Below are 25,381 nucleotides of genomic sequence, written 5' to 3' on the forward strand. Positions count from 1 at the left end.
ATCGTCGTCGCCATGGGCGACATGTACGACCACAGCCGCCTCGAGCGCCCGAGCCTCGGCGCCCAGGTCGCAATGAACACTGAGGAAACCGGAGCATGAGCGAAGTGATCATTGACGCGCAGGAGGCGAATTTCGCACTGACGCCTGAGCAACAGGCGTCATTCGAGCGGCTCTCAGACACCGCCACTTGCGGCGAGGCTCTGCGCTGGTTGAGCGTGGTCGTCGACGGCGAGCTTGACCCGCAACGCTTGCAAGTCGCGTTCGACACGGTGCTGGTGCAACAGCCGATGCTGCTGGCAAGGCTGGGCAAGGTTGCCGGTTTCCATGGTTGGCGTCAGGCGGCGGCTGCTGCTGAGCATTTCCCGCTGACGGTTCATGCCGACGAACAAAGCGCCGACGCGGTTCGCGGGCAAATCAGCGAATCGCTGGGGCGCGCTTTTATTGTCGGCAAATCGGCCAGTGTGCAGGCAGTGCTTTATCGCCTGGCACCCGCGCAATGGCAATTGTTGCTGGGGGTCGCGCGCTACAGCGCTGACGCGCCTTCGCTGGATCTTTTACTGACGCACGTACAGCGGGCCTATGCCGGTATGCAGGCGGGGGAAGACGATGAACCTGGCGAGTTTGCCCAGTATCTGGAATGGCGCAGTGAAGTGATCCTCGATGAGGACGCCGCCACGGCTCGAACCTATTGGCAGCAACACTTGCAAGGCCAGCATGCGGACATCGCGACGCCGTGGCTGGCCGCTCGCCGCGCCGGGCCTGGAACAAGTGTCGCCGATTGCTGCGTGTCGCTGACCCTGCCACCAACGCAGTGCGATGCGCTGCAAGCCGTGGCCGAGCAGCTTGGTCAGCCTGTCTCGATGGTGCTGCAAGGGGCGTGGTGGCTGTTGCTCGGGCGCCTCAGCGGACTTGATCAGGCACTGGTCGGTCTGCAGCACGACAGCCGTGGCGACTACGACTATTTCGCCAGCGCCGTAGGGGTGTTCGAGAAAACCCTGCCGTTGTCGCTGGAGCTGCCGGCTAACGCACGCTTCAGTGATTGGCTGGGCCAACTGGCCACGCGTCTGGAAGAGCATCGCACCTGGCAGGAATATTGGGCACCGGAACTGGCGGCCGACGCGGCACGCCCGGCGTACGGCTTCAGCGTCGGCCGTATCGGCGTTGCCGCGAGCGGCGGCGGTTTGCGCTGGAGTGCTGCGCAGGCAGTGCACAGGCAAACGGACGCGTTTGAATTGCTGTTGCAGCTGCAGATGGACGAAAAGCTGCGTCCTGGCGGCGTTGATCTGCACTTCGCCAGTTCGCGTTATCCGGTCGCGGTAGCCGACGCCGTGCTGGAACAATTCGGCGAGCTGTTACGCGCGATTGTCGCCGCCCCGCACGGCGCGTTGGGCCAATTCAATTTGCTCAGTCACCCCGCAGCGCAACGCCTGCTGGCGATCAACCCGGCACCGCAGGCGCTGGCTGACCTGCGTTATTTGCCGCAGCGCATTGCCGACCTCGCGCGACTGACGCCAGACGCGGTCGCCTTGACCGATGCGCAGCAGCAGTTGAGTTACGGCCAGTTGCAGGCCCGCGTTGAAAGCGTCGCTCAAGGCCTGAGCCAACAGGGCGTCAGTGCAGGCTCGATTGTCGCGCTGGCATTGCCACGCTCGGCGGATCTGGTCATCGCGATGTTGGCGAGCTGGCGCATTGGCGCGGCGTATCTGCCGCTGGACGTGCAATGGCCGCAGGCGCGCCAGGCATCGATGCTGGAACAGGCTGGTGCGACATTGCTGATGACCGATGCGATGCATGTCTCGGCATGGCAAGGTCAGCCGCACAACGCGCTGACCCTGGCCGGCCTGCCGGCCTCGGACGCGCAATTGCCAGCGCTGTCGACCCAAGGTAACGACAGCGCTTACGTGCTGTTTACCTCCGGCTCGACCGGCGTGCCGAAAGGCGTGGTGATCGAGCATCGGCAGCTGCTCAATTACGTCGCTCAGGCCAGTCAGGCGCTGGGCCTTGAGCAGTGCCAGAACTTCGCTTTCAGTTCCACCGTTGCGGCGGATCTGGGCAACACGGCGTTGTTCGGCGCGCTGTTCAATGGCGCGACCCTGCACGTTGCCAGCGATGCGCAGATGCGGGACGGCGCCTTGTTCGCCGAGTACCTGCAGCAACAGCAAATCGATTGCCTGAAAATCGTGCCGTCGCATCTGGCGGCGTTGCTCGACCATCCGCAGCCACAGCTGCCGCGCACGCTGGTACTGGGGGGCGAGCCGATTGCGCCGACGCTGATCGAACGCATCGCGCAGTTGCGCAGTGATTGCCGGGTGTTCAACCACTACGGGCCGACCGAAGCAACGGTGGGAGTGATGATTCATCCGCTGCTGCTCGACGGTTCGGCCAGCGATTGTTCGGCGCTGAGCCAAGTGCTCGGCAACAATCAGGTGTTTGTTCTGGACGCTGATTTGCGTCTGGCTCCGGTGGGCGTGCTGGGCGAGCTGTATCTGGGCGGCGCGCAATTGTGCCGTGGTTATCTGAATGTCGAGGCCGATGCGCAGACCTTCATTCAAAGCCCGTTCGATTCGGCGCAGCGTCTCTATCGCAGCGGTGATCTGGCGCGCTATCGCGCCGACGGGGCGATCCAGTTGCACGGTCGGCGTGATCAGCAGGTCAAGGTCCGCGGGTTCCGTATCGAGCTGGCGGAAATCGAAGCCGAGCTGCTGCGCCTGCCTTCGATTGCCGAAGCGCTGGTGTTGCCTGCTGCGTCGGCCGAGCAAGGTCTGTTGGCGTTTATCGTGGCGCAGCAGGGCGCCACGGCGGATCTGCTCGACAGTGCGCGGGCTGGGTTGGTGGCGCGGCTGCCGGCGGTGATGATCCCGCAGCATCTGCAACTGATCGAACGGTTCCCGCGCCTGGCCAACGGCAAGATCGATCGCAAAGCATTGCAACAGTTGGCTGACAGCGCCGCCGATGATGAAGGCGCTGCGCCGCGCGATGCACTGGAGCAATTGCTCGCTGCGCGGATGGCGCAACTGCTCGGCGTTGAACGCCTGGGCATCGACCGAGATTTCTTTGCCGCCGGTGGTCATTCGCTGCTGGTGATCAAACTGGTGGCCGGTATCCGCAAGTTGCTGCAGTGCGAAATTCATCCGGGGCTGGTGTTCGATCATCCAACCGTGGCGGCCCTGGCGTTGGCGTTGCGCGCGGTTGAGAGCAGTCCCGGTCAACTGGAGAAAATGGCGCAGGTGCGCCTGCGCATGGACGCGATGACCCCCGAGGAAAAGGCTCGCCTGGCCGAACAGGCCCGGCAGCTGCAAGCCGCCAAGGCCGCGCAAATTAGCTGACATAGCAGGAAACAAAAGGCCGGCGCCAATAGCGCCGGCTTTTTTTGATTTTTTACGCTAATGATAAATAAACGCATTCCGGTTTTTGACAGATGCTGCGTCTTACTTAGGTATGTGGGCAAATCCGCACAGGCAAGGCAGCCAGTTCACCGGGTTTGTTCAGCAGAAAATATTTCGCCGTTGTCCAGCCGGATGACCGTGCCCGGGGAGGGGCCGGTCGGCCACGCACTGCCAGTCGCCCAAGCGGCGATCGACAGTACGCGGTTCACCTGTGCAGGCAGCGGCGGGCCCTTTGGCCCAATGGACTTTAACTTCTACCAATAATAGAGAGCACGATGTCAGCAATTCATGAGTTGAAACCTCTGTTCAAGGCACTCGTCATGTCGCGCAGCCTGCGTTCGCACCGAGTGTTGACCGGTTTGGGACTGGTCTGTGTATTGCCGTTCAGCGCTCAGGTGATGGCTGAAGACGTCAGCATCAATATTCCTGCGCAATCGCTGCCGCAAGCGCTGCAGGCGTTCGGCCAACAGACCAACCAGCAAGTGATCTACAACGCTGACGACATGACCGGGCTCAGAAGCCATGCGGTCAACGGCAAGATGAGCCCGCAGGCGGCCATCGCCGAAATGCTCCGTGGAACTGGCGTGCGCTACAGCATCGAGGGCAACACGCTGATGCTGGTCCGCGGTACCGCCACCCAGGGTCTGGAGCTGGGTGCGACCAGCATCAGCGCGCAGCAGGTCGCTGCCACCACTGAAGGCAGCAACTCGTACACCTCCAACGCCGTCACCATCGGCAAGGGGACCCACACCCTCAAGGAAATTCCGCAGTCGGTCACGGTGATGACCCGCAAGCAGATGGACGACCAGGATCTGGTTGACCTGAAAGACGCGCTCAACCAGACCACCGGTGTAGTCGGCCTGCAAGGCGTGGGCAAGGGCTTGATCATCTCCTCGCGCGGTTTCCAGATCGACGATTGGCAGTACGACGGTGTGCCGATCCCCCGTAACACCTATTCGCTGGGTAACTGGGCGACCCAGGATCTGGTCTTCTTCGACCGCCTGGAAATCCTCCGCGGTGCCTCCGGTTTGCTGCAAGGCACCGGCAGCCCGGGCGGCGCCATCAACCTGGTGCGCAAGCGCGGTCAGGCTGCGCCGACTGTGAGCGTGACCGGCAAGGCCGGCTCTTGGGATCATTACGGTCTGCAAGTCGATGCGGGCGGGCCGCTGAACCAGGCGGGCACCATCCGTGGTCGCCTTGTCGCCGATCAGGATCAAAGCAACTCGTTCATCGATTCCGAATGGGGTCGGACGCTTTCGCTGTACGGCTCGCTGGACTTCGACCTGAGTGAAGACACCACGCTGGGCCTGGCGGTCAGTCGCTCCGATGGCGACTCGCGCCCGATGATCCGCGGCTTGCCACGTTACGCTGACGGCAAGATGCCGGATGTCTCGCGCTCCACTTACACCGGTGCGCGCTGGAACAGTTCGGATATCGACGTCACCACGCTGTATGCCGACCTCGAACATCGCTTCAACGAAGACTGGGCGTTCAAGGTCGGTGCCGTGCGCATGACCGAAAGCAACAAGGCGAAGAACCAGCGCGTGCAAAGTGCCGGCGACGGTCTGGAAGCGGATGGCAGCGGTGTGCAGTACGCCAACTTCGTCACCGATTTCGACTCCACCAAAGTCGGCATCGACATGAACCTCAATGGCAAATTCGAAGCCTTGTCGATGCAGCAGGAAGTGATGTTGGGCGGCAACTTTTCCCAGCTCGAAACCGACGACCAGCTCGCTCGCACCTTCACCAACAGCAGCGACACGATTTTCAACCTCAACAAGGACCGTACCGATATCAGCTATGACAGCCTGATCGCCGCGAACGGTCGCGGCACGCTGAGCAAATATGACGTGCGCCAGAAAGGCCTGTACGGCACCTGGCGCGTCAAGCCGGTCGACGATCTGACTCTGGTGCTCGGTTCGCGCGTCAGCTGGTATGACTTCAGCTACAAATCCAAGGCGCAGTCCTCGTTCGGCGGCATAACACCCAACGATCCAAGCACCGCGACCGAAACCGGGGAAGTCACGCCATACGCCGGTATCGTCTATGACCTGAGCCGCGAGTGGGCGGTTTATGCCAGCTACACCGACGTGTTCCAGCCGCAGACCAACCGCGATGTCGGCGGCACCGTGCTCAAACCGGTCATTGGCAGCAACTACGAAATCGGCCTCAAGGGCGAGCTGATGGATGGCCGGGTCAACACGTCGTTGGCGGTGTTCCGCTACGACCAGGAAAACCGTGCGGTCAACGACATTGCCGGTGGCTTCGAGTGCGATGGTTCGTATTGCTCGACGGCCTCTGGCAAGGTGCGCAGCCAGGGTATCGACGCTGAGATCAGCGGCGAAGTGGTGGAAAACCTGCAACTGTTTGCTGGCTACACCTACAACACCACCAAGTACATCGAAGATCCTGTCAACGAAGGTCGTGTGTTCAGCACCTGGACCCCGAAGCACATGCTGCGCATGTGGGCCAACTACCAGTTGCCGGGTGAATGGGAACGCGTCAGCACTGGTCTGGGCTTCGTCACTCAGAGCCATACGCTGGGTTATGAAGGGACCTACGATGTCGCGGGCTACACCGTGTGGAACGCCCGTGTCGGTTACCAGTTGACCCCGGAAGTCGATCTCGCTGTGAATGCCAACAACCTGTTCGACAAGAAGTACATTGCCGCCGGTTACAACCAGCTGGACGGCAACAACAACTTCGGCGATCCGCGCAACCTGATGTTCTCCGTGAAATGGACCCCAAAGTTCTGATGCACTGAAGGGTCTCACCGAACCGGCCCACATTCTCGAGAGAGGGTGTGGGCCGGTTTTTTTTGGGGCGATATCCAGCCGAATCCATTGGGGAGCCGGGTACACCCACAGGGATTTGGTGTGACAAATAATCATTGTGGGAGCCAGCCCTGCTGGCGATGGCGGTGGGGCGGGTGAAATAGACGTTGGCTGATCTGATGCTGTCGCTGGCAGGAGCAGTTCCTGCAGGTTATGTGTCTGATCGGCAAAAAAAAACGCAGAAGCCAGCGCTTCTGCGTTTTCGTTTGCCGAGGTGGTGGTCAGCGGTTCAGTGCCGCCTCACACGCCAGAAACACCGATTCAAACGATTCCAGCAAAGATTCCCCGTAGATCATGCTGCGATGCGGCAGGGTCGAATGCACCGAGCCTTGCAGTCGTCCGCTGACGGTGTGATCACGCAGCACTTGTTCCGAGTGCAGCACCTGCTCGAGGGTCTTGTGTGACAGCGACCACCAGCAACTGGCTTCGACCTTGAGGGTCGGCAGTGTGAAGGCGTCATAGGACTTCACCAGCCGATCATGGATCGCGAACGCCTGGGCGTTCATGATTTCCTGTTTGATCGCTTCCAGCGTTGTCACCATTTCCTGCTCGCTGGTGGCGGCCTGTTGACTGGCCCATTGATAGAAGGCCTTGAGATCGCTCTGCGGATTCTCGGCGAGAAAGTGTGCCGCCGGTTCTGCCAGATGCGCAAACATCAGGCTGAACATTTCCGCTGCCGTTGCCAGTTCGTTTTGCGCGCTGAAGTACTCGGGATTCTCTTCCTCCAACGGTTTGCGCGGCAGATCTGCCGGCAACAGGCTGTCCGGCAGCGTGGTATCGACTAGGCCGAGGAAGCTGACTTCGCGCCCCTGACGCTCCAATTCGGCAGCAATGTCCATGGCGATGGAGCCGCCCAGCGACCAGCCCATCAAGCGATACGGGCCATCGGCCTGCTTGTCGATGATCTGTCGCGTGTAGTCGCTGATCATTTGCGCCCAGGTCTGCGCGTGCGCGTCTTTGTCGGCGAAGCCCTTGTGCATTACGCCAAACGTGCGCGCGTGTTGGCTCAGACGTTTCGCCAGCGGCTGATAACAGAACACGATGCCACCGCTGGGATGCAGGCAGAACAACGGCGGCGCAGTGGAGGCCGAGGTCGACAGTTCGACCACGCATTGGGCTTGCTGCTGATGTTCCATGGCAATGAACTGCGCCAGGGCTTCGACCGTAGCGTGGGCGAGCATTTGCTGAAGCGCGAGCTTGATGCCCAGGCGTGCATTCAACGCCGCAATGAACTGAATCGCCAGAATCGAATGTCCGCCCAACTCAAAGAAATTGTCATCGAGGCCGACCCGTTCAACGCGCAGCGTCTCTTGCCAGAGTTCGGCCAGTGCCTGTTCCAATGGGGTTTGCGGCGCTTTGAAACGATGGTGCGGCTGACTGAAATCCGGCAGAGGCAAGGCCTTGCGATCGAGTTTTCCACTGGGGCTGACGGGCAGGGCTACCAGCACCAGCAGGTGGCTGGGCACCATGTAAGCGGGTAGGCGACTTTTCAATTGCGCCTTGAGTGACGCGCTCAACACGTCAGGCGCTAGAGCACTGTCGCTCGGCACGACATAGCTCACCAATTGCATCCCGGCCAAACCTTCGCGGGCAATGACCACTGCTTCACGAACGGCTGACGATTGCAGCAGGCACGATTCGATCTCGCCCAGTTCGATACGGAAGCCGCGCACCTTGACCTGATGATCGAGCCGGCCGACGTATTCGATCACGCCATCGGCGCGATAACGGGCCAGATCGCCGGTGCGGTACAGGCGTCCGCCAGCGCCGCTGAAGGGATCGGGCATGAAGCGTTCGGCGGTCAGGTCCGGGCGCTGGAAATAACCTCGGGCCAACAGATCGCCGGCGATCACCAGCTCGCCGACAACGCCCACCGGTACCGGTTGGCCACCGCTGTCCAGCAGGTAAATGCACCGTCCGCCCAGCGGCCGGCCGATCGGCATGGTTTTCGGCAGCGGCGTTTGCCCGGTCACGTAGTCACTGCAATCGAGCACCGTGGCGCTGACCGTGGTTTCTGTCGGACCGTAGGTGTTGAGCAGGCGCACATGACCGAGACCGGCCTTGCCCCACGCGGCCACACCTTCCGGGGGCATGGCTTCACCGCCGACGATCACCTGACGCAATGAACCGTAGTCACGGACACCGGCGGCGGCAAAGTCCCGCGCCAGCATGTTCCAGTAGGTGGTGGTGAGGTCACTGACCGTGAATTGCTTGTCGAGCAATTGCCGATACCAGGTTTCGCTGTCCCAGATGTCTGCCCCGCGCACCACCACCGATGCGCCGCAAATCAGCGCCGGAAACAGCTGTTCGACGAAGGCATCGAAGTTGAACGTGGCAAATTGCAGTGAGCGATCCGCAGGCGTCAGGTCGAGGAAATCCAGGGCCACTTGCGCGTGGCGTGCCAGTGCTGCCTGAGTGATGCCGACGCCTTTTGGTCGGCCGGTCGAACCTGAGGTGAACATCACGTACGCCAGGTTATCGCCTTGGGTGTGGCAGGCCGGGTTGTCAGTATTCGCGCTGTCGAGGAGGTCGATGTCATCGACGCACAAAACACTGACTGCAGGCGACGCCGGCAGACGCTCGAGCACTGAACGCTGGCTGAGCAGCACGCTCAGGCCGCTGTCTTCGATCATCCAGGTCAAGCGTTCCTGAGGGTATTCGGGGTCGAGAGGCACGTACACACCGCCGGCCTTGAGCACCGCCAGCAGGCTGACGATCATCTGCGCCGAACGTTCGACCGCGATGCCCACGCGGACTTCCGGGCCCACGCCGCAGCCGAGCAGAGTGTGCGCCAGACCATTCGCCGCCGAGTTGAGTTGGGCGTAGCTCATGTGCACGTCATCGCAGATCAGCGCAAGGGCTTGCGGAGTGGCCCGTGCCTGGCGCTCGAAAAGCTGATGGACGCCTTCGCTCGGCAATGGCGTCGCCGGCGGGTTCCATGCTTCGCGTTGCCGGTGGCATTCAGCGTCGCTCATCAGCGGCAATTCGCTCAGGGCGACATCGGTGTGTGCGGTGATGGCGTGCAGCAAATTCTGCCAATGCTCGGCCAGGCGCTCGATGGTTGTCGGGCTGTACAGGTCGCAGCTGAACTCGATGTTGGCATCGATGCGGTTTAGGGAATAACTGACATCCAGCGACAGATCGAACTTCGCCGGCCCGCTGCCGGCATCGAGAAAGTCCAGCGTCAGCTCGCCCAGATTCATTGGCAGCGAGGCGCCAGCGTCGGTGCGCCAGTTGAACAATACCTGGAAAAGCGGATTGATGTGCTGACTGCTGTGCAGTTGAAGATCGTCGAAACTCAGTTCCAGCGGGTAGTCGGCATGGTCGAGTGCGGCCAGCGATTCGCGGCGCAAACGCAGCAGAAACTCCTTGCACGGCATCTGCCGATCGATGCGCACGCGGTAAACCTGAGTGCTGACAAAAAAACCGACCAGATCCTGAGTTTCACTGCGGTTGCGTGAGGCATTAGGCACGCCGACCGTGAAATCGTACTGGCCGCTGTAGCGGCTCAAGAGCAGTTGCCAGGCGCCCAATGCGACCACAAACGGCGTCAGGCCATGCTGTTGGCAGAAGCGATTGAGCGCTTGCGTCAGCGCATCGGGCAGGCTGAAGTCATGCTTTCCGGCCGGATGGCGATGCTGTTCATTGCGCGCAAAATCCACCGGCAGATCGAGTGGCGGCAGGGTCTGGCCCAAATACTGTTGCCAGTATTCAGCGCTGTTTTTGCAGGCGGGGCTGTGCAGGTAGGCGCCGCGCTGCCAGTCGGCGTAGTCGGCATACTGAATGGGCGGACGCGGCAGGGGCGTATCGATGCCCTGCACAGCTTGTGCATAGGCGCGCGTCAGATCCTGCAGCAGGATCGCGTTGGACCAGGCATCCGAAGCGATGTGATGCATGTTCAGCAGCAGCAAATGTTCGGTGTCGGCGACTTGCAGCAAGGTTGCCCGCATCAACGGCGCCTGCTTGAGATCGAAGGGCGCGCCGGCCTCGCTGGCGATGCGCTGAGCAATCTGTTGTTCGCGCGTGTCAGCGTCGAAGTCGCGCAGATCAGCGAACCCCAACTGCAGAGTCGCCTGCGCATCGACCACTTGCATGGCGACTCCGTCGATTTCGACAATCGCACTGCGCAGGACATCGTGGCGATCGATGACCTGGTTCAACGCGCGCTCCAGACGCTGTGCTTGCAAGACACCGCGCAGGCGCACGGCGCGTGGCAGGTTATAGGCGGCACTGTCGGGCGTCAGCTGTTGCACGAACCACAATCGCTGTTGCGCGAAGGAGAGGGGGGCCGGGGCGCGGTGGTGGCGGGCGGTGATGCCCTGGGATTGCTCGCCGGCATCTGCCATCAGCAGCGCCAGTACCTCATCATCGAGTAAGTCGTTCATCGGGCTCTCGTGGTTGGCAGCACCGTGAGCGCTGACGGCATGGCCGTCAGTCGGGTCCACGGCGATAAACATTCGGATTGAAGGGCCGGCGGGACAGTTGCCCGACCGGCTGCAAAGGTGCAATCGATCAAGCGGTCTCGAGCGGCTTCTTGTGGGTGACGACCCGGCCACCCTCCATGCGCACCAACTGATCGGCGACGTCGAAATAACGATCATCGTGGGAGATGACGATGATGGTCTTGCCCATCTGCTTCAGCTCCGGCAGCAGCTCGGTGTAGAAAATCCGGCGGAAGGCCGGGTCCTGATCGGCAGCCCATTCATCGAACACCAGCACCGGACGCTCTTCCAGCCAGGCGTTGATCAGCGCCAGGCGCTTGCGCTGGCCGGTGGACAGGTCAGTGGTGCTGAAAACACCGTCGTGAATGCTCACCTTGTGGGCGATTTCCAGACGTTCCAGATAACGGCTGGTGTCCGCTGGCACTTGCTGATCGCCCTGTACCAGCTCATCGAACAGGTAGTAGTCGGCGAAGATCGTGGTGAACAGTTGGCGGTAGTCATCGCGGGCCTGGGCATCGACCACCTGGCCATTGAGCAGCACCTCGCCGCGCTGTGGCGCATAGAGGCCGAGCAGCAATTTGATCAAGGTGGTTTTACCGCCGCCGTTCTCGCCGACGATGAACACGATGTCACCCTGGGCAATGTTCAGATTGACCGGGCCGAGTTCGAACGCGGCGCTGCCCTTAACCGCCGGGAAGGCGTAATGCACATTGCGCATTTGCAGCTGTTGTACTGCCGTCTGGTTCGCAGGAGCGGATTCGCGCAGCAGCAAGTGCGGTTCTGGCGAGGAAAACTGGTCGGCCAGTTCGGCGATGCGCTTGAAGGCAATGTTCGCGCGACTGACCACCGGCAGCGTGGTGACCAGGTATTCCAGCGGGCCTTTCATGTACAGCAGCACCAGCACGAAGCCGCTGAGTACGGCTTTGTCAGTGCCCAGCCAGAACGATTGCAGAGCCAGCGCCAGGCCGATCACCACGAAAAACAGCATCGAGCCGAAAGTCTTTGCCACGACGAATGTGTTGATCGAACGGATGTGCGTGTTGCAGATGTAATCAGCGGTACCTTCGATACGCTGGCTGAACATGCGCTGGCGGCGCGGGCGGTGGATACGCAATTCCTTGGCGCCCGCTGCAATCGCGCTGTAATGCTTTTGCAGTTCGTCCTCGGCCTCGCGCGCTGCTTCGAAACCTTTGATGCCTTTGGCGCGGGCAATGTATTGAACGACGGTGCCGATCACGATCGCGATCAACAACAGGGCGAACATCGGCAGCGACAGGTAGGCCAGGTAGCCCAGGCAGCCAAGGGTCACGGTGAAAGCGATAGCCAGCGGCGCGAAGGAAAAGGCGAAATCACTGACGGTGTCGACATCGTGGGTCAACACCGGAATCAGGCGGTGACTGCGAAACCGCTCGATCTGCTCGATCGGCGCCAGCAGGACTTTTTCGCCGAGGGATTTACGCAGACCGGCGATGATGTGCTGGCCGACATGGTTGGTGCCGATGTCCGACAGAATCGACGTCAGCAGGGCAAACGCGCAGAGACCGGCAAATGTCGCCAGCACCGTGACCGACGGTACGCCTGTGCCGTTCAGGGCTTTGTTGATGGTTGCCAGCAGCGCGGTGACGCTGACGCCGCCGAGCATGCCGAGCAGGATCGACAGCACCACGACGACCCGATAAGGCTTGAGCAGGCCGAGGACTTCGCTGATGGCTCCGCGCGATTTTGTGGTCATGGAGGTTTCCGCTTCTAGTGCCGCTAACGGCATCGTTTCAAGGATTGGGCTGGTTAAAAGACGAAACCCGCGGGCGGCGATTTAGCCGCCCACGGGTTTATCGAGGCTGAGGCGACGAGTGAGCGGCCAGCGACGCCCGGTGAGTGCCGTTACAGCTGTCTTTACAGATCGCGCGCTACGCGAAAACCGATCCAGTCGCCGCGCGTGTCGCTGTAGGTCGCATTGCGATTGCCCGAGCGCGAAAACACCGGTGCTTCGCCCCAATCGTTGCCTCGAATGCGGCGCACCTTGCAGTCGCCGGTCAGCCAGGCGCTGCCATCACTCGGCGCACCGACGTAGTTTTCGTTGTAGCAGTCAGCCGTCCATTCATAGATGTTGCCGTGCATGTCGTAAACGCCGAATGCGTTGGCCGCAAACCGGCCCGCCGGGGCGGTGAAGTTGTAGCCATCGGCCGCGCCATAGGTGTTGGCGTGTTTGGCGATGCTGTATTCCTTGCCTTCATCGAAAGGGAAGGGGAATGGCCCGGCGCTGCCGGCGCGAGCGGCGTATTCACGCAGTGATTCGCTGACCAGCCGGTACGCTTTGCCGGTTTTCTTCGACAGCCAGGCCACATAGGCCTCGGCCTCGGAGAAATCCATGCACACCGCTGGATGCTTGTCGGTGTACTGCTTTTTCGGATCGCTGCCCGCGTAGTCGGGAATGCCGGCCTTGCACGCGCGACCGGGACGTTTGTCGCCATCGGGCATCTGATAGCCGGTGTCAGCCAGGTAGGCGTCCCACTGTCCTTTGAGCACCTGGAACCGGCTGATCGCCAGCGGTTTGGCGAAGGTCACCGGGTGCATCGGGCCTTCGTCCGGCTCGCGGCCCACTTCGTCATCCGGGGTGCCCATGGTGAACGTGCCAGTGGGCAGCACGACCATTTCCGGACAGTCCTTGCAGTCCTTGAAGACTTTGCCCGGCTTGAGCGGCTCGGCCGCTTGCGCGGGTGCGCAAAGGACCCCGCCGAGCAATGCGGCCAGACCCAGCGCCGGCAGCCTCTTCATAGAAAAAATACGCAGTTCACTACTGTTCATCAGGATTCTCGATAACAGGTTGAAAGGAAAACCGGGGGCGGGGCGCTTAGAGCTGTCTGGCCAACAGCGCCATGAAACGATCAATCTGTCCTTCGTCGTTGAGCAGACCGGGTGCCGTGCGAATCACCGGTCCGACGTCGCGATTCACCGCGTCGGCAATCACCCGGTTCTGCATCAGATACGCAGCGACCTTGTCGCCGTCCTGGCCCTTGACCCGGAAGAAGGTGAAACCGGCCGACAGTTGCGGACTCAGCGGCGTGACCAGTTCGATTTGCCGGTGTTCCAGCAGGCGTTTTTTCAGGTAACTGTTGAGCGCGTGGATGCGCGCTTCGACGTCGGCTTTGCCCAATTGCAAGTGCAACTTGAAGGCTTCGTCCAGCGCCCAGCGATGTTCGAACGCGTGATAGCCGCCCGGCGTCATGGTGGTGGAAAACGCGGTGGCCTCGGAGAAGGTCGGGGTGATCGGCGTAACGTATCTGACTTCTTCAAAGCGGCTGCAGACGATGCCGGTGCCCCGTGGGCCGAACATCCACTTGTGGGTACCGGCGATGAAGAAGTCGCAGTTCATCTGCGCGAAGCTCAAATTGTCCACGCCGAAACCGTGCACGCCGTCGACCACGTAAATGATCCGGTCAGCATCGCTGCGGCCACGGTTGTGTTTGTCGACGATGGCGCCGATGTCACCGATCGGCAGTTTCATGCCGCTGCCTGAATGCACCCAGCACATGCCCAGCACGCGGGTTTGCGGGCGGATGGCGGCGTCGATGGCGGCGAGGATCTGTTCTTTGGTGGCGGTCTGCGGATCCTTGAACAGGCGGATCTTGCGCACCTGTGTACCCTCACGTTCCTTGCGCAAAGCGAGGATGGTGTGGGTGGCATAGTGTTCGTGGACGGTGGTGAGAATTTCCTGATCGGGGCGCACGTGCGCGCCACCGTAGATCATCGTCAGGCCTTCCGTGGTGCTGCCGGTCAGGGCGATCTGTTTTGCGCTGGCTTGCAGGTATTGGCCGGCCCAGACGCGGACGTTTTCCTCGCGTTGCTCGATCACGCCCAAGTCCCAGTCCATGGCCAGACCTGGGTTTTTGTCGAGGTCGGCGCGATGCCGTTCGATTGCGTCGCGCACTGGTTTGGGGTGCGAGGTGATCAGGAAGTTGGAAAAATGCAGGCAGTCCGGATCCTGATCGAACAATTGCTGCAACTGCGCCCACTTGTTGCGCGGCGTTGGCGCTGTCGCGGCGGCACTGGCGATGTTCGGCAGGCTGGCGCCCAATGGCAGCGCGGCGGCGAGCAGTCCCGCCTGTTTCAGGAAATCACGACGATTACTCATGGCTGCGTCGTTCCCTGAGCGTTGGCCAGCGCGGGTTTTGCGGCTTTTTCGACCTCATCCCAGACGCGCAGAAAGTTGCCGCCCCAGAGCTTGCCGATGTCCGCCTCGGAATAGCCACGCGAGAGCAGTTCAGCGGTGACGTTACGGATCTGGCCGACGTTCTCGAAACCTTTGACGCCGCCGCCCTCGTTGAAGTCGGAGCTGATGCCGACATGGTCGATGCCGATCTTGCGCACCGCGTACTCGATGGCGTCGCCGAGATCCTTGAGGCTGGCTTTGGGTTCCTCTTCGAGGATCGCGTAGAGGCGGCTGGCATACAGGCCGAACTTTTGCTCGGACCAGGCGGCGATGATCGGGTCGCCCGGCATCAGTGCCATCGCCAGATTCGGCAGGGGGGGCAGATCGAATTCCGCGCGCAGCTCGTTGAGGCGATCCTGGGTCTTTTGGGTCAACGGACGCAGGTATTGCGAGAACGCCACGATCTGTACCACGCCGCCGCTGTTCTTGATCAGCTGCATTTCCTTGTCGCTGAGATTGCGCGGAATGTCGACCATCGCCCGCGGCGCCGAATGCGAGGCAATCAGCGGCGTGCGGCTCAATTGCGCGACTTGCTCGAGGGCCTTGGTCGACATCTGCGACACGTCAATGATCACCCCCAGATCGTTGAGGCGCTTGACCGCCTGCTTGCCCAGATCGGAGAGGCCATCAAGGGCATCCGGCGAATCATTCAGAAACGGCAGCGGGCGCGACGAATCGGCCCAGTCGTTGTTGCCGATATAACTGAAGCCGAACATGCGCATGCCGCGCGCCGTCCACAGGTTCAGCAAGTCGAGATCATGCCCGAGCGGGTAGGCGTTGAGCATGCTGATGAAAATCGCGAACTTGCCTTCGCCATGCAGGCGGCGCATGTCGTCCGGGGTATAGGCGATTGCCACTTGATTGGGAAAGTCGCGCACCATGCCGGAGATGATCTTGTAACGGATCTCCTGCTGATTGCGCGCTTCATCGATGAAGCCGGCGGTAGGTTTGTGAGGCGCGTCGGGGCCATTCCACATTTCCGGCCAGCCGAATATGGTCAGCGCCGCTCCGGACAGGCGTCCGCGGCTGGCCTTCGCCAGATCGAACTGGCCGCTGCCATCCTTGTCGGCTTCGTGACCATCGGTGCCGAAGTTCTGGGTCAGGCTGACGTGGCTGTCGAAGGACAGCATGCGTTCGTGCAATTCATCGGCCTGTTTCACGATCTTGGCGGAATAGCCGAGGTCGTCCTTGAACCAGTGATGCCATACGGCAAAGCCTGCGCCGGCACTGATCGCCAGCGCCAGCGGCAGGCCGATGAATAACGCTTTTTTCGAACGTGGTTTTGTCATTGCCATCTCAGTCGGGTTCGCCATCGAGTGCAGGCGCAAAGCCTTTGCTATCTGGGAAGAACGAGCGGATGACCGGGGAATTTAGCTTGCCAGCTTAAAAGATCGCAGCCTTCGGCAGCTCCTACAGGGATATGCATTCCATGTAGGAGCTGCCGAAGGCTGCGATCTTTTCAAACCACATAAATTTACCTGCGCAACAAACGTTCTAGCTTGGATAAAGCCTGCTTCATGGCTGACACAGGTAGGGCAATGAAGATTTCTCGACGATGGTTCATGGCGGGCCTGGCGCTGACCGGCGCAGCCGTGCCTGCAGCTTATTTTGGGCATCGCGAATGGACGAAACCGGATCCGACGATCACCCCTGGCGAAGCGTCTTTCGACGTCGCCGACCTCGCCGGGCAACGCTTGGCCAGCGCTTTGCGCGGTGTCTGGGATATTCGTTTCGAAGGTCGGGATGCGGGCCTGGACGGGTTGCCGCCGACCGGTTTGCAGGTGTTTCTCGACATCGGCCAAAAGGGCCGTGGCGTCTGCGGGTTCCTCGATACGCCAGAGCGTCTGCGTTCCGGCGAAACGCCGCGTTACCGAATTGTCGGCGATCTGGCCGGCGCCGATGCGGCGAAGCTGACGTGGCGTTTGATAGGCGCGCAGGGCCAGATCAACTATGAACTGGAGATGATCCTTGATGAGGTCTGGGCCGATTTCGGCAACGCCGGCAAAGGGACGTTGAGCGGCAAAGCCTGGCGCCTGGATCGCCCCTTGGCCCTGCCGGAACAGGACAACGGCTTCGTCGCGGTCAAGCGCCTGTTTCCCGAGGCGCGCCAGCGTACGCCGCTGAATCCGACACTGCTGGCTTGGTTGATTTCTCCCGAGCACCGACTGTTTCACCAGTTGTGGCATGCAACGCGAGACAAGTGGCACACCCTGGCCGAGGACAAGCGCGAAGCACTGCGCGGCATCGGCTGGCAACCCGGGCCGCGCGACAAGGAGCGCGACGCCCGTGGCCCGCGCAAGGATCGCAACGGCTCCGGCGTGGACTTTTTTTTCATGCACCGGCACATGCTCGGCACTGCGCGCTCGATGCAGGATCTGCCGTCGTGGGAGTTTTTCCCGCTGCCCCAGCCGGAACTGCTCCGTGATCGCCCGGGTTTCGCTCGTTACTTCGACAATCACGATGGCACGGCACTGCCGCCCCCATGGCTGGCCGACGGCGACGACGAATACAGCAAGTGGGTCAGTGATCTGAAGACCGCCGAGACTTACGAAAGCAACTTTCAGGTCTGGGAATCGCAATACCGCGATCCGGCCTATCTGGCCAGGCTCACACTCGGCCAGTTCGGTTCGGAGGTGGAACTGGGGCTGCACGACTGGCTGCACATGCGCTGGGCGTCGGTGCCACGCGATCCCTCCAACGGTCAGCCGGTGCCTTTCGCCCGTGATCCGGCGGACTTCGCTGCGCGCTGGTACGGCCCGGAGAATGACTTCCTCGGCGACCCGTTTTCATCTCACGTCAATCCATCGTTCTGGCACTTCCATGGCTGGATCGATGACCGCATCGAAGACTGGTTCCGGGCGCACGAGCGGTTTCATCCGGGCGAGGTCAGTCGTTTGCAGGTCAACGGCGTGCCGTGGTTTGCGCCGGGACGCTGGGTGGAGATCGATGATCCGTGGCTGGGGCCAGTCACCCATGGCTGTAGCACCACGCCGGGATTGCAGACCGGCAAAACCGTAGAGATGGATCCGGAAACCATGAAGCTGGCGTTGCGCATCACCTTCCTCAATGACGAAGACAAGCTCGCCGGACTGTTTCGTCGTGTTCCGCAACGGCCGTGGTATGCGCGTAATCTCAAGCCAAAACAAACCTCGGCTTGAGACCGCGTCATTGTTCTTCGCGAGCAGGCTCGCTCCCACAGGTTTTGTGTTGGGCCGCAATTGCTGCAACACCTTGAGTCATTGTGGGAGCTGGCTTGCCAGCGATGGCGTTGTGTCAGGCAACTTTGATGTTGGGAGTGGCGGCCTCATCGCTGGCAAGCCAGCTCCCACAGAGTGATTACAGTGCCTGCCACCCGCCGCCAAGTGCCTTGTACAAGGCAATGCTCGCCTGCATGCGTGAAAGCCGCAGTTGCACGTTCTGGTCCTGGGCCGCATACAGCGTGCGCTGGGTTTCGAGCACGGTCAGCAAGTCTTCGGCGCCGGCCTGATAGCGGCTCTGGGCAATGTCGAATGCGCTTTGTGCCTGATTCAATTCTTCGCTTTGCCACCGCCGCTGTTCATCGAGGCCGCGAATGCTGTTGAGGGCTTTTTCGACGTCGGCGAAACCGTTGATGATTGCCCCTCGATAAGTCTCCAGCAACTCTTCCTGGCGGGCCGTGGCCTTGTCGCGTTCGGCGCGCAGCCGCCCATTATTGAAGATCGGAGCGATAAGCCCGCCAGTGAGGTTGTAGAACGGACTGCGCCACAGATCGCCCGCCTGGTTGGCGCCTGAGCCGATACTCGCGCTCAGGGTGATTTTCGGCAGCATCGCCGCGCGGGCCACGGTGACATTCGCTTGGGCTGCGGCCAGTTGCGCCTCGGCACGGGCGATGTCCGGGCGGCGGGTCAGCAGTTCGCTGGGCAGGCCGGCGCTGATCTGCGGCCATTGCAACTGATCGAATGACTCGTGAGTGTCCGGCAAATCTTGCACCGGGCGACCGAGTAGTGCGGCCAGCGCAATGCGGGCGTCCTCGGCCTGTTGCCGAACGGTCGGCAATTGGCGTTGTTGCGCGGCCACCAGACTTTTCTGCTGAGCCAGTTCCAATGCGGTGGCGGAGCCGGCGTCGTAACGCGTCTGCACCAGTTGCAGAACGTTTTGTGCGTTGGCCAGATTGAGTTGGGCAATTCGACTTTGTTCCTGCAGCGACAGCACCTGCGTGTAGCTGTTGGCGACGCCGCTGAGCAGGGTCAACTCGACGGTGGCGCGATCGAACTCGCTGGCTTGCAGGCTGAATTGCGCACTGTCGCGAGAGGCGCGCTTGCCGCCCCAGAAGTCGATTTCGTAGCTGGCGTTGAGGCCGACGTCGAAGTAATCAACAGCCTTGTTGCTGCTGTCGGCGTCCAGCTGGCGGTAGCCATCGCCACGCAACAGCTTTTGCCGATTGGCATTGCCGGTGCCCTGGATTTCCGGCAGCTGCGAGCCGCCGGCAATCGCCGTATCGGCACGTGCCTGGCGCACGCGAGCGATGGCAGCGGCCAGGTCGTAACTGCCGACCCTGGCCTGATTGATCAGTTGATCGAGTTGCGGGCTGGCGAAGCGCGTCCACCAGCGCGACGCATCTAGTTCGGCGTCGGCGCGGTGCGGCGATTGCCAGGCAGCGGGCGGCACGATATCGCTGTCCGGGCGTTGCGGGGAACTGCCGCAAGCGCTGAGCATCAGGCAAGCGGTCAATAGACTGAGGCGCGGTTTCATAGAGCGATCATTCACTGGTAAGGGCCGTAACCGGGTCGAGCCGGGCTGCTTTGCGGGCCGGCATGAAGCCGAAGACAACACCGGTAACCAGGGCGCAGCCAAAGGCACCGAGCACCGCCATCAACGAAAACGCTACGGCGACTTCACTGAGCACCAGCGCACCGCCGACTATCAAGGCCAGGACGATGCCGGCGATGCCGCCCACCACCGAGAGCATCACCGCTTCGGTCAGGAACTGGCGCAGGATGTCGCGCTGGCGAGCGCCAGTGGCCATGCGAATGCCGATTTCGCGGGTTCGTTCGCGTACGGTCATGAGCATGATGTTCATCACGCCGATGCCGCCGACCAGCAGCGAAATCGCCGCAATCGAACCAAGCATCAGCGACAGGGTGTTTTGTGTGCGCGCCTCGGCCTGGATCATCGCGGCGTTGTTGGTCAGTTCGAAATCCTTCTTGCCGTTATGCAGGCGCAACATCAATTGTTCGATGGCGTGTTCGGCTTCCTTGACCTTGCGCGCGTCCGCAGCGGCGATCACGACATATTCGGGATTGCGCGTGCCGAAGAGGCGGACGCTGGCGGCGGAGTAGGGCACGGCGATGCGGTTGTCGCTGTCCGAGTCGCCGGAGCTTGCACCTTTTTCTGCCAGCACCCCGACCACCTGGAACGGCACGTTCTCGATCAGGATGTATTGGCCGATGGGGTCGGCGACATCCTTGAGCAATTTGCTCCGAACCTTGTGACCGATCACCGCGACGGCGGCGGCGTTGAGCTCATCGGCTTCGGTGAAGTAGCTGCCCTGAACCACCGGCCAGTTGAAGATCGCCGGGAAATTGGTGTCGTTGCCGCCGACATAACTCAGGTGGTCGGCATTGCCGAAGCGCACCCCGGCGTCGGCACCGTTGACCGGCATGATGCGCTGCACTTGCGGCAGACTCGCCAGGGCATGCACATCGTCGAGGGTGACGATGCCTGACGGCGTGCGCGGGTTGGGGGCCGAGCCGCTGAGGTAAATGATGTTGGAACCGAACGCGCCCATTTGTGCCATGACCTGGCGCTTGCTGCCTTCGCCGACCGCGAGCATCACCACCACGGACGCGACACCGATGATGATGCCGAGCAGGGTCAGCGCCGTGCGGAAGCGGTTGATCCACATTACCCGCCACGCCGCATGCAACGCGTCGACCAGTTCGCCTTTCCAGGCGCCGGTGGCTTCGGCGCCCTCGCTCAGGCGTTTGCGCAGATCGACGGCCTGCAAGGCGCCGGGGTTGGCGGTGGTCTGCGCGCTGGGGTTGTCGCGGGCGCTGTCGCTGATGATCAGGCCATCGCTGATTTCGATGATGCGCTTGGCGCGGGCCGCGACTTCCCGGTCGTGGGTGATCAGGATGACCACGTGGCCCTGGCTCGCCAGCTCATCGAGCAACGCCATGACTTCTTTGCCGCTGTGGCTGTCGAGGGCGCCGGTCGGTTCGTCGGCGAGGATGATGTGGCCGCCGTTCATCAAGGCGCGGGCAATCGACACTCGCTGTTGCTGGCCGCCCGACAGTTGATGCGGGCGATTGCCCGTGCGTGAGGCCAGTCCCAGGCGTTCGAGCAGGGCGGCAGCACGCGCATGGCGTTCGGCGGCGGGGGTGCCGGCATAGATCGCCGGCATCTCGACGTTTTCCTGAGCCGAGCCGGACGGGATCAGATGGTAGCCCTGAAATACAAAACCAAAGGCTTCGCGGCGCAGCCAGGCCAACTCGTCGCTGTCCAGGCCGGCAACGTTTTCGCCGGCGAAGCGGTATTCGCCAGCGGTCGGGCGGTCGAGGCAGCCAAGAATGTTCATCAGCGTTGACTTGCCGGACCCGGACGCACCGACAATCGCCACGAATTCACCCGCGTGGATCGACAGGTCGATACCGCGCAGTACGTGCACTTCAGGTGCATCGCCGCCGCCGTAGGATTTGCGGATGTCCTGCAGGTCGATCAGGGGCGTTTGCATTCAGCCTCCGCTGCCATCGGCCGGACCGATCAGCAAGTGATCGCCTTCCTTCAGGCCCTCGAGAATCTGCACCTTGAGCCGATCACTGATCCCCGTCCGCACTTCGCGCCGCTGGATCTCGCCATTGGCCGCGACGACCTGCGCCGTTTGCCGATTCTCTGCACTTGCGCTCTGCAGGGCCGCGACCGGGGCGGTGAGGACGTCTTTCGCCTGATCGGCAACGAAGAACACCTGCGTGGTCATTTCGGCCATCAAGGCGTTGTCGCCGTTGTCGACATCAAGCAGCACGGTATACAGCACTACCCGGGCGCTGCCGCTTTTGTTCGAGCTGGCGGGACTGCCGCCGCCCTGGCTGGTCTGGTCCAGCGGTTTGGGCGGCACGGGCAGAATCTGCCGAACAGTGCTGCTCCAGCGCCGGCTACCGCCGCTCAGCGTGGTGAAATAAGCCGTCATGCCGGGTTTGACGTGGCCGATATCCGCTTCGGAGACCTCGGCCCACACGGTCATCGGCGACAGTTTGGCAATGCGTAAGATCAGCGGGGTCTGTTGTTGGGCATTGAGTGTCTGGCCTTCGCGGGCATCGAGGGCGACCACGGTGCCTTCCATCGGCGCGTAAATGCGCGTGTAGCCAAGCTCCGCCTGATCGCTGCGCAGGCTCGCTTCGGCCTGCCGGATCTGGGCGCGGAACATGTCGATACGCGCCTGCGTGGCCTTGAGTTCGGCGCGCGCGGTTTGCACGTCTTCTTCGCGAGTCGCGCCACCCGCCGCGAGATGCTGCTGGCGCTGATACTTCTGTTGCGCAAGTTCGTGCTGCGCCTGTTGTTCCTGCAATTGCGCCTTGAGGTTTTCAATCGAGAACTGGCTGGCGTCGAGTTTGGCTTTTTGCGTCGATGGGTCGATTTCAACGAGCAATTGCCCCTGCTTGACCACATCGCCGACTTCGACGTGAATTTTGCGGATCTGTCCGGACGCCTGGGCGCCGACATCCACGTAGCGCCGCGGCTGCAACGTGCCCAGCGCAGTCACGCTGCTTTCAATATCACCGCGACTGACTTGCACGGTGGCGTACTGATCCCGCCCCGGCGGCAGAATTTGCCAGGTGGCGACGGCGACGACGGGAATCAGACAAAGGGCTGCGAGCAGGGCGCGTCGGGCGGGGCGGGGACGTTTCATGCAGGGTTCCGGCCAGTGGAAAATCGATCCGTCATCCAGTCGGCACCGCACGCGGGGCCACGACCGGACGCTGGCGCGCAAAGCGACAGATACGGGGAGCTGTCCTTTAAACGAGGGACGCGAGAGTTTATTTAAGCCTTGAAATGCGCGGCAACAGGTATAGCTGCCAACAATTTATCGGGCAAATCGAAACAGCGCTTTAAATCTATATGAGAATTACTATAAATTACGCATCTGAAACTGCCAGCATCGTGCCACTGTCGTTTTGACGTGGCGGATGTGGCTCAAGGATCGAAACCGCAGTGCTGCGGCCGGGAGTCATGTTGGAAAACTACTATCGCGAGCTGGTGTGTTTCCTGAACGCCAAGCTGGGCAACCGCCAGGTTGCCGAGGATGTGGTGCATGACGCCTATCTGCGGGTGCTGGAGCGTTCCAGTGACACGCCCATCGAACAACCCCGGGCGTTTCTTTATCGCACGGCCTTGAATCTGGTCATCGATGATCATCGACGCAATGCCTTGCGCCAGGTCGAGTCGCTGGAAGTGCTCGACAATGAAGAGCGCTATTTCACCCCGTCGCCACATGGCAGCCTCGATCACGGTCAACGCCTGGAAATGCTCCAGCGCGCACTCGCGGAACTGTCACCGCTGTGTCGCGAAAGTTTTCTGCTGCGCAAGATCGAAGGCCTGTCGCACAACGAAATCGCCACAAGCCTGGGTATTTCCAAAGCACTGGTGGAAAAACACATCGTCAATGCCATGAAGCATTGCCGGTGGCGCATCAAACAATGGGACGCCCATTGATCCTCGCCTGGTAAATTTTGTTTCACCGTCCTCGTTCCTACTCAACAGACGATCTGCTGCCCTGCTTCGGGCCGGTCAGGTCACCCAGGCTTTATCCCCACGGTTGAGGGGTTCATCCAGAGGACACTGGAAATGACACAGGCAATTGCATCGCCCATCGTTCACGACCTGATCGGCGTCGGTTTCGGCCCTTCGAACCTGGCGCTGGCCATCGCTCTGCAAGAGCGCGGTCCGACCCAGGGCGAACTGGATGTGCTGTTTCTCGACAAGCAGGCCAACTACAGCTGGCATGGCAACACGCTGTCGACGCAAAGCGAGCTGCAGATTTCCTTCCTCAAGGATCTGGTGACCCTGCGCAATCCGACCAGCCCGTATTCGTTCGTCAATTATCTGAAGGACCATGGCCGTCTGGTCGACTTCATCAATCTCGGCACCTTTTACCCGTGCCGCATGGAATACAACGACTATCTGCGCTGGGTCGCCGGGCAGTTCACCGAGCAGAGCCGTTACGGTGAAGAAGTGCTGACCATCGAGCCGGTGCTGCATAACCATCAGGTCGAAGCGCTACGGGTGATTTCCCGTGGCAGCGACGGCCAGCAATTCGTGCGGACTGCGCGTTCGGTGGTAGTCAGCGCTGGCGGTACGCCGCGTATTCCGGAAGCTTTCAAGGCGCTCAAGGGCGACAGTCGCGTATTCCACCACTCGCAATACTTGTCACAAATGGCCCGGCAGCCGTGTGTGAACAACCAGCCGATGAGCATTGCGATCATCGGCGGCGGCCAGAGCGCGGCGGAAGCCTTTATCGACCTGAACGATTCGTTCCCGTCGGTGCAGGTCGACATGATCCTGCGCGGTTCGGCGTTGAAGCCTGCGGACGACAGCCCGTTCGTCAACGAAGTGTTTTCGCCGGAGTTCACTGATCTGGTGTTCCAGCAGAACAGCGTCGAACGCGAGCGCTTGGTCAACGAATACCACAACACCAATTACTCGGTGGTCGACATCGATCTGATCGAGCGTATCTACGGGATCTTCTATCGCCAGAAGGTTTCCGGGGTTGCCCGCCATGCGTTCCGCACCCTGACGACCATCGAGAAAGCCACCGCCACCGAGAACGGTATCGAACTTGCCGTGCGCAACAACGCTACCGGCGAAGTGACCGTGCGCCATTACGACGCCGTGGTGCTCGCCACCGGTTACGAGCGCCAGATGCACCGCAAATTGCTGGCGCCGCTGGAAGAATATCTGGGCGAATTCGAGGTTGATCGCAATTACCGCGTGATCACTGACGAACGTTGCAAGGCGGGTATCTACATGCAGGGCTTCTGCCAGGCCAGCCACGGTCTGAGCGACACGTTGCTGTCGGTGCTGCCGATTCGTGCCGATGAGATCGCCGGCTCGCTGTATGAGCACGGCAAGCACCGAGGGCACCGGTCGATGGCGGATCTGCTGTTGGCGACGGCCAGCTGAATCGGCATTGCTTGATACACCGCCTTCGCGAGCAGGCTCGCTCCCACAATGGTTCTGTGTACGCAGGACAAATGTGGGAGCGAGCCTGCTCGTGAAGGGGTCATCAAAAACGGCACACATTCTGTTCCTGAATCCTTCCTGAGTACCCGCAATCTTCGACATCACCACGTTTGCCTTGATGTGATACGTGTTCGATGCCACCACCCCGAATCAGCAGACGCTGATCCAGTCTGGCCGGTTCGTGGTCGGGCTCCTGCTGATGACCGCCATCATGATGGCGGTCGGCATTTTCCTGCAGATTGACAGAGCAAACCTCGGATCAATGACCGGTTTTTTAGGAATAGTCCTACAGAT

The 25,381-nt window shown here is 61.3% G+C and carries 14 protein-coding genes (1 of these 14 only partly in view); 6 read left to right on the forward strand and 8 right to left on the reverse strand.

Features of this window, described 5'->3' with window-relative positions; translation table 11 throughout:
• From EL257_RS09225 to EL257_RS09235, 3 genes are all read left to right on the forward strand, one after another.
• Nucleotides 1-99: the 3' portion of a non-ribosomal peptide synthase/polyketide synthase gene (locus EL257_RS09225; RefSeq protein ID WP_126361856.1), read on the forward strand. Its footprint begins 13,401 nt before the window's first position; the window shows 99 of its 13,500 coding nt (coding positions 13,402-13,500); its start codon lies off the left edge, out of view; its stop codon occupies nt 97-99.
• The gene (locus tag EL257_RS09230) at nt 96-3,326 is read left to right on the forward strand and encodes a non-ribosomal peptide synthetase (RefSeq protein WP_126361858.1); all 3,231 of its coding nucleotides are present in this window, start codon (nt 96-98) and stop codon (nt 3,324-3,326) included. Before EL257_RS09225 ends, EL257_RS09230 begins: the two co-directional genes overlap by 4 nt.
• Before the next feature lie 335 nt (nt 3,327-3,661).
• Complete coding sequence (locus tag EL257_RS09235; protein WP_126361860.1) at nt 3,662-6,142, forward strand: TonB-dependent siderophore receptor; 2,481 nt, start codon at nt 3,662-3,664, stop codon at nt 6,140-6,142.
• Nucleotides 6,143-6,441: 299 nt separating this feature from the next.
• Here the strand turns inward: EL257_RS09235 and EL257_RS09240 are convergent, their stop codons facing one another.
• The 5 genes from EL257_RS09240 to pvdM all read right to left on the reverse strand — a co-directional run bounded on the left by EL257_RS09240 (nt 6,442) and on the right by pvdM (nt 16,161).
• The gene (locus EL257_RS09240; protein ID WP_232013071.1) at nt 6,442-10,605 is read right to left on the reverse strand and encodes an amino acid adenylation domain-containing protein; all 4,164 of its coding nucleotides are present in this window, start codon (nt 10,603-10,605) and stop codon (nt 6,442-6,444) included.
• 127 nt (nt 10,606-10,732) lie between these two features.
• Entirely contained in the window at nt 10,733-12,394 is a 1,662-nt protein-coding gene (locus tag EL257_RS09245) for a cyclic peptide export ABC transporter (protein WP_126361864.1), read from the reverse strand.
• 161 nt (nt 12,395-12,555) lie between these two features.
• Nucleotides 12,556-13,437: a formylglycine-generating enzyme family protein gene (locus EL257_RS09250; RefSeq protein ID WP_419866616.1), complete on the reverse strand. Its 882-nt coding sequence runs from the start codon at nt 13,435-13,437 to the stop codon at nt 12,556-12,558.
• A 76-nt stretch (nt 13,438-13,513) separates the two neighbouring features.
• The gene (locus EL257_RS09255) at nt 13,514-14,794 is read right to left on the reverse strand and encodes an aminotransferase class V-fold PLP-dependent enzyme (protein ID WP_126361868.1); all 1,281 of its coding nucleotides are present in this window, start codon (nt 14,792-14,794) and stop codon (nt 13,514-13,516) included.
• Nucleotides 14,791-16,161 (reverse strand): pyoverdine-tailoring dipeptidase-like protein PvdM, encoded by a 1,371-nt coding sequence (gene pvdM / locus EL257_RS09260; RefSeq protein WP_126361870.1) that lies wholly within the window; start codon nt 16,159-16,161, stop codon nt 14,791-14,793. The genes EL257_RS09255 and pvdM overlap by 4 nt, the downstream gene beginning before the upstream one ends.
• A 249-nt stretch (nt 16,162-16,410) precedes the next feature.
• Here pvdM and EL257_RS09265 point away from each other — a divergent pair, with 249 nt between their 5' ends.
• Complete coding sequence (locus EL257_RS09265) at nt 16,411-18,030, forward strand: PvdJ/PvdD/PvdP-like protein (protein ID WP_126361872.1); 1,620 nt, start codon at nt 16,411-16,413, stop codon at nt 18,028-18,030.
• Between the two features lie 178 nt (nt 18,031-18,208).
• On the opposite strand, the gene EL257_RS09270 is transcribed toward EL257_RS09265, so the two are convergent.
• The 3 genes from EL257_RS09270 to EL257_RS09280 are packed head-to-tail and all read right to left on the reverse strand — an operon-like array spanning nt 18,209 to nt 22,757.
• Nucleotides 18,209-19,603 carry an efflux transporter outer membrane subunit gene (locus EL257_RS09270; protein WP_126361874.1) on the reverse strand — a complete coding sequence of 465 codons (1,395 nt, stop codon included), beginning with the start codon at nt 19,601-19,603 and terminating at the stop codon, nt 18,209-18,211.
• 7 nt (nt 19,604-19,610) lie between these two features.
• Complete coding sequence (locus tag EL257_RS09275) at nt 19,611-21,584, reverse strand: MacB family efflux pump subunit (protein WP_126361876.1); 1,974 nt, start codon at nt 21,582-21,584, stop codon at nt 19,611-19,613.
• Nucleotides 21,585-22,757: an efflux RND transporter periplasmic adaptor subunit gene (locus tag EL257_RS09280; protein ID WP_126361878.1), complete on the reverse strand. Its 1,173-nt coding sequence runs from the start codon at nt 22,755-22,757 to the stop codon at nt 21,585-21,587.
• 320 nt (nt 22,758-23,077) lie between these two features.
• Between EL257_RS09280 and EL257_RS09285 the strand changes: the two genes are divergently transcribed.
• Together EL257_RS09285 and EL257_RS09290 are read left to right on the forward strand one after the other, a co-directional pair.
• Complete coding sequence (locus EL257_RS09285) at nt 23,078-23,560, forward strand: sigma-70 family RNA polymerase sigma factor (protein WP_126361880.1); 483 nt, start codon at nt 23,078-23,080, stop codon at nt 23,558-23,560.
• Nucleotides 23,561-23,692: 132 nt separating this feature from the next.
• Nucleotides 23,693-25,027, forward strand: coding sequence for a lysine N(6)-hydroxylase/L-ornithine N(5)-oxygenase family protein (locus EL257_RS09290; RefSeq protein ID WP_126361881.1), 1,335 nt, complete (start codon nt 23,693-23,695; stop codon nt 25,025-25,027).
• Nucleotides 25,028-25,381 lie beyond the last annotated feature (354 nt).

Origin of the sequence: Pseudomonas fluorescens (assembly GCF_900636825.1) — a bacterium.
Classification (GTDB): Bacteria; Pseudomonadota; Gammaproteobacteria; order Pseudomonadales; family Pseudomonadaceae; genus Aquipseudomonas; species Aquipseudomonas fluorescens_BG.